The sequence below is a fragment of the Legionella jamestowniensis genome (assembly GCF_001467745.1).
GTDB lineage: Bacteria > Pseudomonadota > Gammaproteobacteria > Legionellales > Legionellaceae > Tatlockia > Tatlockia jamestowniensis.
This window is the reverse complement of the sequence record NZ_LNYG01000013.1, coordinates 1,038,247-1,054,854: the sequence shown is the minus strand read 5'-3', so window position 1 is coordinate 1,054,854 and position 16,608 is coordinate 1,038,247. Positions and strand designations below refer to the sequence as shown.

The following is a 16,608-nucleotide window of genomic DNA, read 5'->3' as shown; positions in this document are numbered from 1 at the left end:
ATTTCATGAGTAAAGAAAAAAAAGAGCTATCCCCTCTGGAAACCCTGAATGCAGATATCATGGCAGTTATTTCGAGCTTTTTAGATAAAACGAATGAGCCTCAAAAGATAAAAAGTATTCGCCAGAAAGAATTTCCTTTTTTTCGTTCTAAGCTCATGCAAAAAAATCGCATCTTGGCCAGGCTGGCACAATATGCTGCCGAAGGTAATATAAAGCGTGTGGCTGACTTACTTGCAATTTGCCCCGATTTACGGAAAGAAATACTCTTTACCCTAGCAGGTTTGGCTGCGCAAAATGAGATGGAAGCTATATTAAAAAAACACCCTGAAGATTTATTGGTTAAAGCGCCATTGCACGATATTTCAGGGCGGACATTTGAGTCCATCAGTGTATTCCAACATGCTATTTGGACTAAGGACGTGCGCTACATGGCAAATATGATGTTGGATTGTCTGCCTAAGAATCTGCAGGGCGAGCAAATAAGGGCTAAGCTATTGGAGCAATATAAAGAACTAATGGCTAAGGGAGTGGCCTATCAGTTAAATGGTGTAAGATATGAAAATGAGCGTCACTTTAATATAGCCCCCTTGCCTACAGCGCTTTTTAATTATACTCAGCAATTTAATACCTTGAATTACTCGCAGAGAAAGGATTATTGGTGCAGGGTAGTTGGGGGTGTCATTGCCCTAACTCCTGCCCACATACGTCATCATTATTGCGATTCTAAGCACTTGTTTTTAAATAACAACATCAAAGCACCGCAGTTAGAACGCTCGCTCAAAATCTATAATTTTGAGTTAAATAAACGACAATTGTGGACTGAAAATCTGCTAGGACTTGGCAAAACTTTGGGCATTTGTTGCAGGAGCATCTATGGTTCTAATGCTGCTCCGGTCTACGCTCTTTCGGCTTATGGCATTACTGAGCCGCCAAACTTTCCAGAAATAGTGCTTTTACATGATTTAGATGAGCACCGTACAAAAGTAGACTTGCCAGCGCTTATAGAGCGGCTACAGACTCCAATTCAATATTTGGAAGAGCATCCGGGTAATGTAATTCTTAGTATTTAAGTGCGCTCTTTTAGGTGGAAAAACGTCGTTATACAGTTTCAAGTTGGCTATAATCGTGTCCCATCTGCATCCTTTCCGCTATTTATACGCCTGATAAATTAACCCAGAATGACATAGGAGGATTCTTCCTTTTTGATCATCCCTTTAGTCGACATGCTTGGCATAAACCTTGTTTCACGTTAGGATTAGGATTTTTGCACAGGGTATTACTTATGGAGCAGTTAGATGTTATTTCAACAGTCCAGGAACACCTATCGCAGATAAGTGCCCATTTAAATACTCGAATCCTTGGCCAACATGATTTGGTGTCAAGGTTATTAATCGCCTTACTGGCGGATGGTCATTTGTTGGTTGAAGGTGCTCCCGGGTTAGCTAAGACGCGCGCCGTAAAAGAATTATCAGCTGTCATAGAAGGTGATTTTCACCGTATTCAATTCACGCCTGATCTATTGCCAGGCGATTTAACAGGTACCGACGTTTATCGTCCAGAAAATGGATCATTTGTTTTTCAACCGGGCCCTATTTTTCATCATATGATTCTTGCTGATGAAATTAACCGTGCCCCAGCTAAGGTACAATCAGCTCTACTTGAGGCTATGGCCGAGCGGCAAGTAACTATCGGTGGTACTACCTATCCTTTACCTGAGCTCTTCTTGGTTATGGCGACGCAAAACCCCATTGAGCAGGAAGGTACTTATCCTTTGCCAGAAGCGCAACTAGACCGTTTTTTAATGTACGTAAAAATTAATTATCCTGATGGGCAGGTTGAACATGACATCTTGACCTTGGCACGCTCAGAGGCCAAAGGGCATTTGACATTAAATCCTGAAATGTCTTCCATGAAGCCTTTACCCCAAGCCACCTTGTTTGAAGCAAGACGACAAGTCCTGGATGTCCATACCAGTGAAGCATTAGATAATTATATAGTGCAATTAGTGGTTGCCACCCGCAATCCTGGTGTATATAGCGATGAATTGGCTCGCTGGTTACGTTTTGGGGCAAGTCCGCGTGCAACTATTGCTCTTGATCGATGTGCCAAAGCTCATGCCTGGCTTGCTGGTCGCAATTATGTAACGCCGGAAGATATTCACGTAATAGCCCATGATGTATTAAGACATCGTATTCTTTTAAGTTTTGAAGCAGAAGCCGAAGGCGTCAATAGTGATGATTTTATTGATTCATTGTTGCATTTAATAGCTGTGCCCTAGAGGTGATTAATGAGTGATGGGATAACTGCCAAACTTGATGAACTAATTGCTTTTAAGCGTTACGCTCAGAAAACGAATGGCAACCATGACACTAGCGCAGCTTATGTGGGTAATCACTGTTCAAAGCTACGCGGGCGAGGCATGGATTTTGCTGAAGTTCGTAATTATCAAGCTGGTGATGAAATCCGTCATATGGAGTGGCGAGTCACTGCTCGTACCGGCCGTGCTCATGTAAAACTTTATCAGGAGGAACGTGAGCGTCCGGTGGTTCTTCTTTGTGATTTTAATCCTTCCATGTATTTCGGTACACGTTTGGCCTTTAAGTCGGTAGTTGCAGCACGTTTGGCTGCAATGATTGCCTGGACCGTAGTTAAACAGGGCGATAAAGTCGGAGGGTTGGTTTATTCAGCAACGGACCACAGTGAGTTTATTCCACATAGTCGCAATTTAGGCGTCTTGCCTTTTTTGGCTGCCTTAAGCCATTTCACCAGCGTCCCTTTGGATAACCACGTACAATCCAAGCGGTTAAGCGAGGTTTTAATTCGTCTGAGACGAGTTACCCGTCCCGGTAGCATCGTCACCATTATTAGTGATTTTTATACGGTGGATGAAGAAAGTGAGCGTCATCTTAGCCGATTACGACTTCACAATGATGTCTTGGCCTATCATCTGTGCGATCCTTTGGAGCTTGCCTCCCCTAAACCCGAACATTATCCAATTACAGACGGTCAGCTGGAAACGGTGCTTGATACAACCAGCAATGAAGTGGCTAAAAGCTATCAAGATTATTGTGAACAGCGAATTGCAGACTTAAAAGCATTGTTTAAGCGTTTAAAAATCCCCTATGTACAAGTTACCGCGGAAGAAAATATACCAAAACTGGTAAGGCAGACGTTTCCTAGGAGAACAAGTGGCTGATACAGAGGTGCTCAATCAATTGCGGGATATTCACTTACCTCAGCCAGTTGGTTGGTGGCCATTGGCTCCTGGTTGGTATTTTTTAATAGCCATTGGTTTATTATTTTTGGGGCTACTTCTTTTTCTAGGCTATCGGCGTTATCAACATACCCAGGCTAAGAGAGAAGCATTGCGTTTATTGGCCGTTTTGCAAAAAGAATATCACTGTGCCCATAATAGCCAAATAACCAGTATGAAAATTTCAGAATTACTGCGTCGTGTGGCCTTGGTTTATTATCCTAGGCACCAGGTAGCCGGTTTACAAGGACAGCGTTGGATAGATTTTTTAAATGAAACGGGGAAGAGTATTGATTTTAATCAAGTCAGTCCCCATCTTTTGCAACTTCCCTACCAACAGTTAACGGAAATGGATCTCAATCCTCTTTTTAATTGTGCAAAAGCATGGATTAAGCAGCGGGGTAAACCATGTTCGAATTAGCCTTGCCCTGGGTATTATTCTTTTTGCCATTGCCTCTTTTTTTATGGTTCATCTTACCTAAAGCGACTATCAAGTTGCCAGCGGCACTCAAAGTCCCTTTTTTTGGTGCAATGTTGTCCATTGTGAATCAAAAACAGCGTTCGTTTGCAGTCCAGGCACAAATTGGTTTGTTCTTCTTCATATGGGGTTTGCTTCTTTATGCCGCGGCAGGCCCACGCTGGATTGGTGAGCCGTTACCCTTGGAACGGGAAGGCCGCAATATCATGTTGGTTCTTGACCTTTCTGGTAGTATGGAGTTACCCGATATGATATTTCATGGACGGCCAGTTAGTCGTTTAACAGTGGTCAAACATGCGGCCGAGGAGTTTGTGCGTCAACGTGTCGGGGACCGTATTGGACTGATTTTATTTGGAGCGCGCGCTTATTTACAAACACCTTTAACCTATGACCGACAAACAGTATTATTGCGTATTGAAGATGCAACAGTAGGCCTTGCAGGACAAACTACTTCCATTGGTGATGCTTTAGGGTTGGCGGTAAAACGCTTACAAGATGTTCCTGAAAAAGGACGCATGATTATTTTATTAACGGATGGAGCAAATAATTCCGGTATTCTTGCGCCACTAAAAGCGGCTGAACTTGCCAAACTTGATGGTATTAAAGTTTATACGATTGGTCTGGGAACTGAAAGCGATCCCCGCGCATTGAGAAATCTCTTTTTTAATGTCAACGCATCTTCTGATTTGGATGAAGAAACCTTGCAAGAAGTTGCTAAAATAACGGGTGGTCGCTATTTTCGTGCCACCGATACACAATCGCTGCATGAAATTTATGAATTAATTAACCAATTAGAAACTGTAACACAGGAACAGGCTACTATTCGGCCTCGATACGAGTATTATCCTTGGCCATTAGCGCTTGCGCTTCTCTTGTTCTGTGGTTGGCTTGTAAATAAAGCCGGTTTGATTACTGGCTTGAATAGAGTTGTTAATCGCAAGGTTTCCTTATCATGACGGAGTTTCATCTTCTACGGCCTTGGTGGTTGCTTGCTTTATTACCTTTGATTGCCTTAGCCTGGTATTTGTGGCGCCGACGGCCACAATTAGAGGCCTGGGCTGCTATCTGTGATAAGCCTCTGTTAGAAAATCTGTTAGTAACCAAGGGAAAACATAATCGCCATTTCGCCTTGGTGTTTTTAGTGACGAGCGCTTTATGCATGATTATTAGTTTGTGTGGTCCCAGTTGGGTACGCCTACCTGTACCTACTTACAAACAAATTCAGCCGAGGATTGTGATATTAGACATGTCAGAGGCCATGCTAGAAAAAGATTTATTACCTGATCGCCTAACTCGTGCCAAATTTAAACTGCATGATTTATTTAAACGGCGTGAGGTAGGGCAACTGGGTTTAATTGTCTATACCGGTGAATCCTTTGTGGTGTCGCCATTAACAGAGGATGCGCAAACCATCGATGCGCTTCTTTCCTCACTTTCGCCCGATATTATGCCGGTAGAAGGAAACAGGCTGGATGCAGCACTCAAAGAAGCTGCCCAACTCTTTAATCAAGCGGGTTTTCGTCAAGGGCAAATTTTGGTCTTAACAGCTGAAACACCGAGTAGGGCTGCAATCGCTACAGCGAGAAGTTTAGCGGAAGAACATATTATTACTTCAGTGATGGCGGTTAAAACCAATGAAAATTTAAACCCTTTATTTGCAGAATTTGCCAGTGCAGGAGAAGGGAAGTTATTAAAAATTTCGGATAATAGTGGTGATTTGGATAAATGGCTCACAATGAAGCAAAGCAACAATCAATTTCAGCGGAGCCAACAGGATGATATCCCTCTGTGGCGAGATGAAGGACGTTGGTTTTTAATTCCGGCACTCCTTTTTCTATTGCCAGTATTCAGGCGTGGCTGGTTGCAGAGGTTAGAAACATGAAGAAAGGATGCTTACTTCTATTATTGTGTGTTTCGCTTTCCAGTTATTCGTTTAATTGGCGTGATCTTTGGTTTACTAAGGATCAACAAGGGCAAACTTTAATGCAGAAAAAACAATTTGGGCAGGCTGCCGATACTTTTCAAAATCAGGCCTGGCGTGGAGCTGCAGCTTATCGAGCAGGAAATTACAAAGAAGCAGCTAAGTATTATGAGACTTTGCAAAATGCACAAGGTTTTTATAATCAGGCTAATGCTTTAGCAAAGCTGGGTCAATATGAAAACGCTGTGAAAGCTTATGATAGAGCATTGGCACTTAACCCAAATAATAAAGATGCACAATATAATCGTAAATTAATTGCGGAATTATTGAGGAAACAACAGTCGAATAAGCAGCAGGATAAAAATCAACAAAATCAGCAAGACCAGCAACAGCAGGGTGGCCAGCAAGATAAAGATCAAAAAAACCAGAACCAACAGGGTAATCCGGAAGAAAAAGATCAAAACAATCAGCAAAAACAAGGTAATCAGCAAGATAAAAATCAGCAAAATATGAAAAAGGATGAAAAGAATCAGGCCGAGCAAAGTCCGCATGATAAGGATCAACAGCATCAAGAACAGAAGAACGATCAACAGAATAAAGATTCGCAAAACCAGGAACAAAAAGAGCGTTTTCAGGATATAAATCAGAAAAATAAAGGACAACAGGACAAAGACGCGCAAGATAATAAAAACAATGTTGGAAGTGACGCCCAATCAATAAAGGAGCGTGAAAAGCAACAGGCTAAGGAGCAGTGGTTAAGACTTATTCCTGACGATCCCGGGGGATTGCTGCGAGAAAAATTTTTACGCGATCATATACGTAGACAAGGTGGTTGGTATCAATGAAAAAAATTCTACTCAGCTTACTATTAGTTTGTGTGGTGAAGGTGGGTTTTACTGCTGCAACCATGCAGTTGGAATCCGCAAAAGTGCAGGCCGGTGATACGGTAAGACTTTTTTTAACCTTGGACGGGACTGAAGCCAATAGTGTTCCTGACCTCTCTCCTTTACAAAAAGATTTTACCATCGTGGGTACTGAACGCAGCATGAATTACACCGTAATTAATGGCCGGGCGCAGTCTATGGGGCAATGGCTTATTTTATTGGTGCCTAAAAAAGCAGGTATCATAACGGTTCCCGGGATTCAGGTAGGTCAGGAAAAAACAGCGCCTGTCACGCTTGAAGTTAGTGAAGAAGAATCATCCCAAACACAACCTCTAAACTCTAGTCAAGCGCAAGACGTTAAGTTGCTGGCCGAGGTGAGCGATGAATATCCTTTTATTAATCAACAGGTTATCTATAATGTTAGATTATATAATAGTCGCCACTTGGTGAATGCAGATTACCAACCCCCTCAGGTTGAAGATGCTTTGCTTATTCCTTTAGAATCCGGACGACGCTATCAGACAGCAGAAAATGGTCGATTATATACGGTGGAAGAACAACGCTATGCCATTTTTCCGCAAAAAAGTGGCCCTTTAAAAATTACTCCTCCCACATTTAATGCTGTAATTTATGAGGCAGTCCCTAAACGAGTAAGGGAACGTGCAAAGCCAATTTCCCTTAATGTGAAACCTATTCCTGCTCAATATGCAGGTAAAACCTGGCTGCCTGCTAAACAGATTGGTTTAAGTGAAAGTTATGACAACAATCTATTATCAATGCGACAAGGCAGTACGTTAGTCCGCACAGTAACATTGCAAGCAACAGCGGTACCTGCACAGTTATTGCCAAGGCTTGATTTTGGTAGTCATGCTGATTTTTCTATTTATCCGGAAAAACCGGCTGAAAGCAATTCATTTAAGCAAGCAGATCTGGTAGGCACAATTACTTTCAAAATGACTTACTTATTTAATAAGTCGGGTCAAATTACTATTCCAGCATTTCAATTAACCTGGTTTAATACGGTAACAGGAAAAGAGGAAGTAGCTACATTGCCAGAGCGTATCATTCAGATAAGTGCTACAAATAATACGCCAGCAAATACTACTAAACCGTCTTCTGATACCTCTGCTACTATACCCTCTAACGAAATGCCATCAATTGATGAGTCGCCCACGGCAGTGAAAAGAGTAAGGGAGGAGTCATTATCAACGACAAATGCTTCCAGTAATTTGCCTTGGTGGATTGCGTTGGCATTCGCACTAGCTTGGCTAGTCACTTTGGGTTTCTGGTTTTGGCAAAGAAAGAGGCAAAACACCAGTTACAGCATGAAACAAGTGTTAAAACAGTTGCAAGATGCCTGTTTGCGTAATGATGCTTCGGCAGCACGGGATGCTTTAATGAACTGGGCACACAAGCGATGGCCGGAAGCTAATTTGCTAAATTTAACTGAGGTTGAAGATAAAGTGGATGATGGAATGCTTAAAGAACAAATTCAAGAATTAGCACAAGCATTGTATTACAAGAATGGCAAAGCATCCTGGCAAGGTGATGCCTTATGGCGTGCAGTTCTTTCTTTTAAAGCTGGTAAAACTGCTACTGAAAATAAAGAGTCATTGCCGCCTATGCATAAATTATAAAATTCATGCTATCACAGTACCTATTGGGTGCTAACTTTTCTTACATTGACGCTTATGTGTATTTGCACAACAGGACGTTGGAAAATAGATTAAGAAAAAAATAAATGCAGATACCACCCTATAAAATAAGCAATGAAGGCTGTTAAACCCCCAAGCAAAAAAGTTTCCAACCCTGAGCGGAGCCAAGATTTAATGGACCAGAAACTTTTAATTGAGCCTATGAGAAAAAAGGTTAATCCTGCGCATAAATAAGACCAATGAAAAGCAAGCTTGAGATTTAATACATAAGGTAATAAGGGTATGAATCCAAAAATTAAAAAAGAAAAAAATGTGCAAAGGGCGGCAAGAAGAGGAGATTTAATGGATGAAGGTAATCCATATTCTTCTTGTAACATCATTTTTATCCATAGCTCCCTGTTAGATGTAATTATATTTACCAATTGATGCAGTGCATCACCTTCCAGGCCTTGATTTTTTAAAATTTGCATCATTTCTCTTTTCTCTCCATCAGGAATTAACGAAATATGCTTTTTCTCGATTTGTTTGAAATGCTGGTATTGGTCAAATTCCGATTTCGTCCCTAAATAATTACTTGCAGCCATCGAAAAGCCATCTGCCAATAAATTAGCAAATCCAAGAATTAAAATGACTAAGGAAGAAAGTTGTCCTCCCACTACCCCTGATACAATCGCGAAAGTGGTAACTACTCCATCAATACCCCCATAAATCCAATCACGCAAATAACTAGGTGTAGGTTTTTTTAAAAATCGTTTTTCAATCTCTTCTTCTGAATGACCATGTTCAAGATTTTTCATGTAAAAATCCAATGATAAAAGTAAAAGATAGAGCATTAATATAACGGTGGATTTCAGTGCTGGGAATGAACTAGATAAAAAATATGTAGCTTAAAAGTTTCAAGAGGATGAGCTTGAAATTTATATCCATATCCCTGATGAGCTTTTACGTAAAATTTGGAATAATATTGTGAATATCTTATAAAAAAGAAATCCTATGGCTGTTACTACTGTAAATTTTATTGGTGCTGGAAATTTAGGGAAAACAATTGGAAAATTGCTCTGCAAATCTCAGTTGGTAAAAATACACGCCATTTGTAATAGATCCTTAGTAAATACTTCTCAAGCCATCAATTTTATTGGACAAGGAACGTATTGCGAATCAATTAAAGAGTTACCTCCTGCCGATATTACATTCATCACAACACCAGATGATTGTATTGAGGGTATTGGGAGAGAATTGGCTAGTAAATCTACTCAGTCGGGTAGTGTCATTGTTCATTGTAGCGGTTTATTATCCTCAGAGGTTTTACAACCCTTAAAAAATAGTGGTTGTTTTGTCGCCAGTGTGCATCCTATGAGAAGTTTTGCCAATCCTGCGGTAAGCGTGGAGGAGTTTGAAGGGACTTATTGTGCCATGGAAGGTGATAACGAGGCATTAAGTGTGTTAGAGGTGCTCTTTAAAGCGATAGGTTCAAAAGTCTATCAAATTGATAAAAATAAAAAACCCCTTTATCATGCCGCAGGGGTGTTTGCATCGAATTATTTAGTGACTTTGGCGCAACAAGCGTTGGAATGTTTAAAAGAAGCTGGGGTCGAAAATGAAATAGCCATGAAGGCAATTGCAAGTTTAATGAAAGGAACGGTTTCTAATCTCGAAAAAACATTATCTCCCGAAAAATCCTTAACGGGTCCAATTAAACGAGGGGATCTGTTAACAATAAGAAAACATATAAATGCATTCTCTTCTTTTAAGCAAAGAGAATTATATGAAATGCTTGGAATCACAACTGTGAATTTAACTACACATAGTAACGAAGTTAAAAATTCTTTAAAAGCAGAATTTACTAATTATTAGATGCTTTGCAACTCTGGATTATGTGGAATGAATTAGCGGGAATATTATGTTCGTAGGAGGTTAACGCAAAGGATATGTTTTCGAGGTTAGCAAGTGATGCCCACTCGATTCTGCTTTTTTACTTTCCTTCGAACCAGTCATCCACTGGTTGTCAATGGTAGCTACAGCTGTACTTAATCGTTTAATAGGAACTCCATTGGTGAATTGTAAATTAGCCTTTAATTATCTTTTAATCAAGATTAAGTAGTCGTACAGGCATTATTTAATCAAAGTATATACCACCTACCACTCATAAGTTAGTTTGGTAATTGTTTGCAATGACTATAAATTGTACAAAAATTTGCTTTAATTTTTTTCATAATAGATAATCTAAGCTCTTTATTTACCAATTTTTGGCAGGTTATGAAATGAAAGAGTCAATCAATAATTTAGATTTAGCTAATCAACTTGGGTTAAGCGTTTTAGGTCAAAATCAGGTCCTAGGATCCAAAGACGAGAGTTTGGCCGATATAATCGACACTTTAAAATCAATTCCTCATGAGATTGAAAGTGAAAAAACAGCCATTACCGTTTCTCATAAAAATTTAAAAAGAAAAAAAACTACAACCAAGCCTTCTAAAGAAGAAATGAGTACTGATGAAGAGTCATTTATGAATGAGGAACCAGAAGAAATAAATGCCACCAAAAAACGAAAAAAAGAGACACCTCAAAAGTCTAAAGCCAAAAAAAAAATGACAGACATGAATGTTGATGTAGAGCCTACTCAGGAAGAGCAGCAAAAATTACAGGATGTAAAAGTTGAAGTAATCAAGTCGTTTACAGCGTTTAAGAAAGATATCGCGAAGCTAAGTTCAGGGAGGGATGCTCAATCAGGAACTGAAATAGCTAACAGTAACAAAGAAACCTTATCCGCTTTATATAATTTAGCGAACAGTGTAAAACCACATGATGAAGAGTCTACAGTTCTTACGAGAAAAATTGCACAAATACAATCAGAGACTGGAAAAACTCCTTATCCACTGGCAGCACTTAATAGTTCCAAGTATTCCTTTACGAAAACCTGTCTGCCAGGGGGACTACGATTTTCTCAATGGGGATCTACTGTAGGGATACCCTTAAAAGTGAATGCTGTTGACGGAAATTATCTATTTGGCCGCCACTCTCTATACGATGATAAAACAAAGCGAGCTGCGGCAATTAAAGACTATTATGTTTTTTTGCAAGATCTTGGCGAATATCAATTAGCAGCACAAGGGTTGGTTGTTTTATTTTCTCATGCTGTTAAAGAGTATTTGGCTTATGAAGGTGTCTCTAACCGGAATACTTATGCTCTTAAAACATTTATCAGTGAGGAATTAAAAAGACAAGGCTTTCCTGAGCCTAAACAAGAGACCCTAACCGCAATAACAAACATAATTCAGAAGTTAACAATTAAAAATTATTTTCAAGATTCCTACCTACCTTTTGATGATACTGACAAAAGACCTATCAAACTACAAACAGACCCTGGAGCTGAAGAAAACGGTGTTAAGAAAATATGGCTGCAAAAGCAAAATAGTGTTATGAGTGAGAAGCAACATCTGCATAGCCTTCCAGACAATGCATTAAAAATTGATTGTGATGCAGATGTTTATGACAAAGAAACTGGCTGTTTATTAATGAGATACCGTAAAAAGGTAATTTCAGATAAGTTGATTAGAGAAGTTAAAGACGTGGTGGCCACTATTACCCCAGCACAAATGCCTAATGTGGCACGCCCTACTGTTATTAACGATAATAAAAAAGTGGAAACAGGTGTTAGAATAGTAAACAAAACCTCAATTCGTACGATGCCAGTAGGTTTTTTAGGCAATGCAAGAGCCGGAGTACGCATGGGGTATGATCACATAAGACACAAGAAAAATTGGGAAATTTTACAGCTTACCAGTCAAATTGTGAAAGAGCTTGAGAAAGAATATCAGAAAGCAGTCCCTATAGAGTTTAACTATTGTAAATCTGTTATGGATAAGGTGAAAGATTTTGTAATGCCTGATTGTGATATTGTTTCAAGTGTCCAGTGGAATTTTGACTATCCCACAAACACCCACCGAGACAACAACCATTTCCCTGGTAAACACTTTAATGTGCTAACTTGCTTCTACGGTAAACAAGAAAAAAATTATACCGGTGGAGAAACCTATTTTCCTGAGTACAATGTTTATATTGATATGCAAGAGGGTGACTCTTTAGTTGCTGCTTTCGAAGATCTCCTTCACTGTAATGTGGAGTTAAATACTCAAGATCAAGATGCAAATGGGTCGATGAAAGATACGAAAAATGCCAATTGGCACCGTATTTCTCTCGTTGGATTTGTAAGAGGTGAACTTTTGAGCCTAGTTCAGCGAATAGCATTTGAAACATCAGATGAAGAAGTTGACTTTACAAAACAGCAGATTTTAGATGCTAAAAATGGAATTATACCACCCAGGAGTTCAAAAGGATTTAAATTCTTTTTTGAGCAGCTCAAACAAAAAGCTCCTATTGATGAAGAAAAAGAGCAATCAATTAATAATGGTTCAGTAATGGACATGAGCATGATGTCATAAATTTTTTCCATATAGGACAAATATGGTCAACTTTAGATGCACCTCTCATTAGTGATGTAGGGCAATGGAAGGCCCTGCAAGATCAAACACAGGGGATATAAACCCTAATCCATTAGCCTAATGGTTTTCTAATATAACTTCTGTGAATGATTCTTTTACAAACCAAAGCATCTTTTGCGATACTCAAAGGTAGAGGCGATTTAAATTTTACCGGCTGTTCGTAATTTGATGGTTGCTATTTGCGTGTAGGGATTCTTTTATATTGATTAGGTTTTCTAATAACTCATCTATTTCCTTAAAGATACTGACCATTTTATTGCGGTAGTAATAATTATATTTATACCAGGTATTAGTCCACAGGTCAGAGTGAATATCGTTCAAGGAAAATGCATCGGCTAATTTTTCTTGGTAGCTAGGTAAGATAGAAAACAGTTTTAAAATTGGGTAATGAAAATCCTCTACTTGAATAAGTGGATTTAAAGAGATAATGATAATGAAGGGCATTTTTGATTGATATTTACTCTTATTTTCTTCTAATGATCGAATAAAACGATTACTTTCTGTGGCATCAATCGTAAAAATTAACAGGATGTGATTATAAATGGGTGAAGAAAGATCGAGATCAAAATCCATATGAGTAAAAATATGATCAATAATTCTGTGGGAATTAGCGTAGGAAACACCGCTTCTTTTTATAGCAAAATGCTCAGTAGGATGATTGTAGCAAGAATAGCGATGTATTCGCGAAGAAAAACTGCCTGGCCAGGCACCCAATTGCTGGGCTAAATAGGCTCTTTCTTCATTGGCTTGCAAGGAGTTATCAAAATACATAATAAGACCAAATTCATTAGAAGGCGTAGCAAGCTGCTTCTTTATCGCGGCGACTTGTACTTTGAGATTAGAAGCAAAGAAATGCGCATAATTATTGCCATGTTGTGAAAGCGGTTTCATTTTTTCATAAGTATCGAAAAAAATATTTCGTTGATAATATTTCTTTCCTGCTTCAGTAAGGGTTGTGAGGCGTTGCATTTCTGTGGAAACCAATCGCAACGTTTGGATTTCTTTATCACTTTGTAGATATTCTAGAATCATAAGCCAACATTCTCGTGGCAAGGAATTATCAAAATGATTTAAAGGATTATTTTTTTTAAAAAAATTGGTAAAAAGACTGAAAGGAAACATAATTCAGACAATTATAAGTCATGCGCTTTATAATAATAGAATTAGAGATTTTGTTACAAAAAAACTAAGAAGTTTTTCTTCGTACTCATTTCCAAAAAAATGCGCTGGAAAAGTAACAATAAAGAAAAAAGCGGCGGACTCCACTTATGGATTTTAAATAATAGCTCTTACTAATACCACTATAATGGGAAAAAGTTTAAAAGTGCGGAAGTTAATCTCAGTCCTTGAGATTTTAAAACGTTATAGATGGCACATGCATTAAACATTAGATGGATGAGGGTGGAGCTATCTCTCGGTTTTCAACTGGGGTTTTTTCTTTGATTACAGCATTTATAATTTTTAGCTCTTGTGCGCAGGCATGTAGCTCAAATTTTATCCAGGCATTATCCTCTTCATGTTTAATTTTTTGTTGTGTCAGTTCGGTAATTTCTTGTTCCAGGATGGAGGTATCGCTTGAGTGGTAAGTGAGTGTTTGTAAAGCAAGATAACGTTCAGCCGCATTACCTGGTAAACTGTCAAGGACATGTTTTCGATGTTGTTCAGCTTGTTCTTTTTTATCTGCAATTTGCTTTTGCAAGTCATGAATGTTTCGATTGATAAGGTTTATTTTTTCGTTATTTAGATCTTCCTGCTCTGCTACTTTTTCGAAAAAAGCGCCGTATCGATGGTTGAGATTTCTTAGTTCGTCAAAAGATTGTTTTTGGCAATAATTCCTAATTTGTTCAGGAGTTTGCATCGAAAAAAAAGGCATAGTGTGGAACCTCATGAATAGTCAGGAGACTAATTTACCATTTTTTTGGGCAAAATCAAGTCAATATGAATAAATTGACTGTTATTTGAAATAATTAACAGCTTATTGCGCTTTTAATGGCTGTTAAAGAACAACTGGTTGGTCAAATAATAACTTGATTTTTCCCCGCTATTTCCAGTACCAGGAAAATTCATTTTTATCGTATAGCAAAAAGATGGGTTCATTGGAGTATTTGCTACTCCCCTTTGCCACTCTCATTCTATTCGTACAGTGCAATTGAGAATTATTTCGCACACAATTCTCGCTATTTGCTCAAGACTAGGTTATAATCAAAGCACTTGTGATCATTTTGCTTCCGGCTGGAATACAGTGTTCTTCGTGAAAATCCCTCCTTTTGTAGTTCAAAGTGGCGAATTAGCGTGGTTTAACTTTATCTGTTTCTTGTTAGAGGCTGTCGCAAGTGTGTGTTTAATTTTATTTGGAAAGTAGAAATGTCTGATAAAGAAACAGGCCACGTTAAGTGGTTTAATGATGATAAAGGTTACGGATTCATCAGTCGTGATAACGGTCAAGATGATGTATTTGTGCATTTTCGCGCAATCGTCAGCGAGGCTGGCCGCAAAACACTAAGAGAAGGCCAACGCGTTGCATTCTCAGTAACCAAGGGTCCTAAAGGTTTGCAAGCGGAAGAGGTAACTGCCATTTAATCTCTGCTGTTTCTCTGCATCTTCCCTCTTTGCTGTCATGGATTGCCTGACATCAGAGGGGGATGATCTTTTTTTTCTATGAAAAATCCTGATGTAATCATTATTGGTGCAGGTGCGGCCGGGTTAATGTGTGCAATAGAAGCAGGCAAACGCGGTAGGCGGGTATTAGTTATTGATCATGCTAACAAAGTTGGCAAAAAAATTTTAATGTCAGGCGGTGGACGCTGTAATTTCACGAATTATGTCATAGAACCGCATCATTACCTTTCAGCAAATCCACATTTTTGCAAGTCGGCTCTTAAACGTTATACCTCTTATGACTTTATTACTCTTGTAAGGAAGCATAATATTCCCTTCCATGAAAAATCCCATGGGCAATTGTTTTGCGATAATAAAGCATCCGACATTGTGGGTATGCTGCTCGCTTGTTGTTCAGAGGCAAATGTCACAATTCGTCTTAATACGAGCATTAATCGCGTTGATAAAACGGAGAAAGGTTTTTCAGTACGCTTAGGTGGTGGAGAACATTTCGCATCCCATTCTTTGGTTATTGCTACGGGGGGATTATCTATTCCAACAATGGGTGCCTCACCTTTTGGCTATCAATTGGCGACCCAGTTTGGCTTGGCTGTTTTACCAACGCGTGCAGGCTTGGTCCCTTTTACCTTGCAACCAGAAGACAAGGAGCGTTTAAGTCTTCTTTCCGGTATTTCATTACCCTGTCAAGTCAATTGTAATGAGCAAAGTTTTACCTTGGATATGCTTTTTACACATCGCGGCTTGAGTGGACCTGCAATGCTACAAATCTCTTCTTATTGGCAGCCGGGTGATCCATTAACCATTGATTTGGATGCAAATGACGAATGGGCTCGATCTTTAATAAAGCGCAAACGCTTAAATCCCAATACACGATTAAAGCAATGTCTGGAAGAGGCTTTGCCTAAAAGGGTCGTTGCCACGTTTTTGGATGAGGATGGGTTAGAATCTGAGTTGCAAACTTTTTCTGACAAACGATTACAAAAAATTGGTGATAGTTTTAAACAATGGAGTATTAAACCTAATGGGACAGAAGGTTATCGCACAGCCGAAGTCACTTTAGGAGGAGTGGATACCCGCGCTATTTCCTCACAAACCATGCAAGTGAATGCTATTCCTGGACTTTATTTTGTTGGCGAAGTTCTTGATGTGACAGGTTGGTTGGGTGGCTATAATTTCCAATGGGCTTGGTCATCGGGCTGGGCTGCCGGTCAAGCCGTATAACATTCGTTCCCCTTTTCATTCCTCGATAGAAATTCTATAGGTAAATTTACCCATCCAGATTTAATTCATATTGAATTA

Annotated in this window: 15 protein-coding genes; 12 read left to right on the top strand and 3 right to left on the bottom strand. The window is 39.2% G+C overall.

Annotated elements, in window-relative coordinates; all coding sequences use genetic code 11:
* Nucleotides 1-5 precede the first annotated feature (5 nt).
* The 8 genes from Ljam_RS08965 to Ljam_RS08930 all read left to right on the top strand — a co-directional run bounded on the left by Ljam_RS08965 (nucleotide 6) and on the right by Ljam_RS08930 (nucleotide 8,173).
* Nucleotides 6-1,070, top strand: a complete 1,065-nt coding sequence (locus Ljam_RS08965) for a hypothetical protein (RefSeq protein ID WP_131762223.1) — start codon at nucleotides 6-8, stop codon at nucleotides 1,068-1,070.
* Nucleotides 1,071-1,282: 212 nt separating this feature from the next.
* The gene (locus tag Ljam_RS08960) at nucleotides 1,283-2,278 is read left to right on the top strand and encodes an AAA family ATPase (RefSeq protein ID WP_058449701.1); all 996 of its coding nucleotides are present in this window, start codon (nucleotides 1,283-1,285) and stop codon (nucleotides 2,276-2,278) included.
* A gap of 9 nt (nucleotides 2,279-2,287) precedes the next feature.
* Nucleotides 2,288-3,196: a DUF58 domain-containing protein gene (locus tag Ljam_RS08955; RefSeq protein WP_058449700.1), complete on the top strand. Its 909-nt coding sequence runs from the start codon at nucleotides 2,288-2,290 to the stop codon at nucleotides 3,194-3,196.
* A complete protein-coding gene (locus Ljam_RS08950; protein WP_058449699.1) occupies nucleotides 3,189-3,674 on the top strand; it encodes a DUF4381 domain-containing protein in 486 nt (161 codons plus the stop codon). The genes Ljam_RS08955 and Ljam_RS08950 overlap by 8 nt, the downstream gene beginning before the upstream one ends.
* Nucleotides 3,662-4,687, top strand: a complete 1,026-nt coding sequence (locus Ljam_RS08945) for a vWA domain-containing protein (protein WP_058449698.1) — start codon at nucleotides 3,662-3,664, stop codon at nucleotides 4,685-4,687. The genes Ljam_RS08950 and Ljam_RS08945 overlap by 13 nt, the downstream gene beginning before the upstream one ends.
* On the top strand, nucleotides 4,681-5,613 hold the full coding sequence (locus Ljam_RS08940) for a VWA domain-containing protein (RefSeq protein WP_058449697.1): 933 nt from the start codon (nucleotides 4,681-4,683) through the stop codon (nucleotides 5,611-5,613). The genes Ljam_RS08945 and Ljam_RS08940 overlap by 7 nt, the downstream gene beginning before the upstream one ends.
* On the top strand, nucleotides 5,610-6,497 hold the full coding sequence (locus Ljam_RS08935) for a tetratricopeptide repeat protein (RefSeq protein WP_058449696.1): 888 nt from the start codon (nucleotides 5,610-5,612) through the stop codon (nucleotides 6,495-6,497). The genes Ljam_RS08940 and Ljam_RS08935 overlap by 4 nt, the downstream gene beginning before the upstream one ends.
* Nucleotides 6,494-8,173, top strand: coding sequence for a BatD family protein (locus tag Ljam_RS08930; RefSeq protein WP_058449695.1), 1,680 nt, complete (start codon nucleotides 6,494-6,496; stop codon nucleotides 8,171-8,173). Before Ljam_RS08935 ends, Ljam_RS08930 begins: the two co-directional genes overlap by 4 nt.
* Before the next feature lie 89 nt (nucleotides 8,174-8,262).
* Here Ljam_RS08930 and Ljam_RS08925 read toward each other — a convergent pair whose 3' ends face one another.
* Nucleotides 8,263-8,988 carry a VIT1/CCC1 transporter family protein gene (locus tag Ljam_RS08925; protein ID WP_058449694.1) on the bottom strand — a complete coding sequence of 242 codons (726 nt, stop codon included), beginning with the start codon at nucleotides 8,986-8,988 and terminating at the stop codon, nucleotides 8,263-8,265.
* A gap of 196 nt (nucleotides 8,989-9,184) precedes the next feature.
* On the opposite strand from Ljam_RS08925, the gene Ljam_RS08920 reads away from it, so the two are divergent.
* Nucleotides 9,185-10,045: a Rossmann-like and DUF2520 domain-containing protein gene (locus Ljam_RS08920; RefSeq protein WP_058449693.1), complete on the top strand. Its 861-nt coding sequence runs from the start codon at nucleotides 9,185-9,187 to the stop codon at nucleotides 10,043-10,045.
* Nucleotides 10,046-10,452: 407 nt separating this feature from the next.
* Nucleotides 10,453-12,630, top strand: coding sequence for a hypothetical protein (locus Ljam_RS08915; protein WP_058449692.1), 2,178 nt, complete (start codon nucleotides 10,453-10,455; stop codon nucleotides 12,628-12,630).
* Nucleotides 12,631-12,837: 207 nt separating this feature from the next.
* Here the strand turns inward: Ljam_RS08915 and Ljam_RS08910 are convergent, their stop codons facing one another.
* Nucleotides 12,838-13,722 (bottom strand): hypothetical protein, encoded by an 885-nt coding sequence (locus tag Ljam_RS08910; RefSeq protein ID WP_131762221.1) that lies wholly within the window; start codon nucleotides 13,720-13,722, stop codon nucleotides 12,838-12,840.
* Between the two features lie 355 nt (nucleotides 13,723-14,077).
* Nucleotides 14,078-14,563, bottom strand: coding sequence for a hypothetical protein (locus Ljam_RS08905; RefSeq protein ID WP_058449690.1), 486 nt, complete (start codon nucleotides 14,561-14,563; stop codon nucleotides 14,078-14,080).
* Between the two features lie 491 nt (nucleotides 14,564-15,054).
* Here Ljam_RS08905 and Ljam_RS08900 point away from each other — a divergent pair, with 491 nt between their 5' ends.
* Both Ljam_RS08900 and Ljam_RS08895 read left to right on the top strand, forming a co-directional pair.
* Complete coding sequence (locus Ljam_RS08900) at nucleotides 15,055-15,270, top strand: cold-shock protein (protein ID WP_058449689.1); 216 nt, start codon at nucleotides 15,055-15,057, stop codon at nucleotides 15,268-15,270.
* 78 nt (nucleotides 15,271-15,348) lie between these two features.
* Nucleotides 15,349-16,530: a BaiN/RdsA family NAD(P)/FAD-dependent oxidoreductase gene (locus Ljam_RS08895; protein WP_058449688.1), complete on the top strand. Its 1,182-nt coding sequence runs from the start codon at nucleotides 15,349-15,351 to the stop codon at nucleotides 16,528-16,530.
* Nucleotides 16,531-16,608 lie beyond the last annotated feature (78 nt).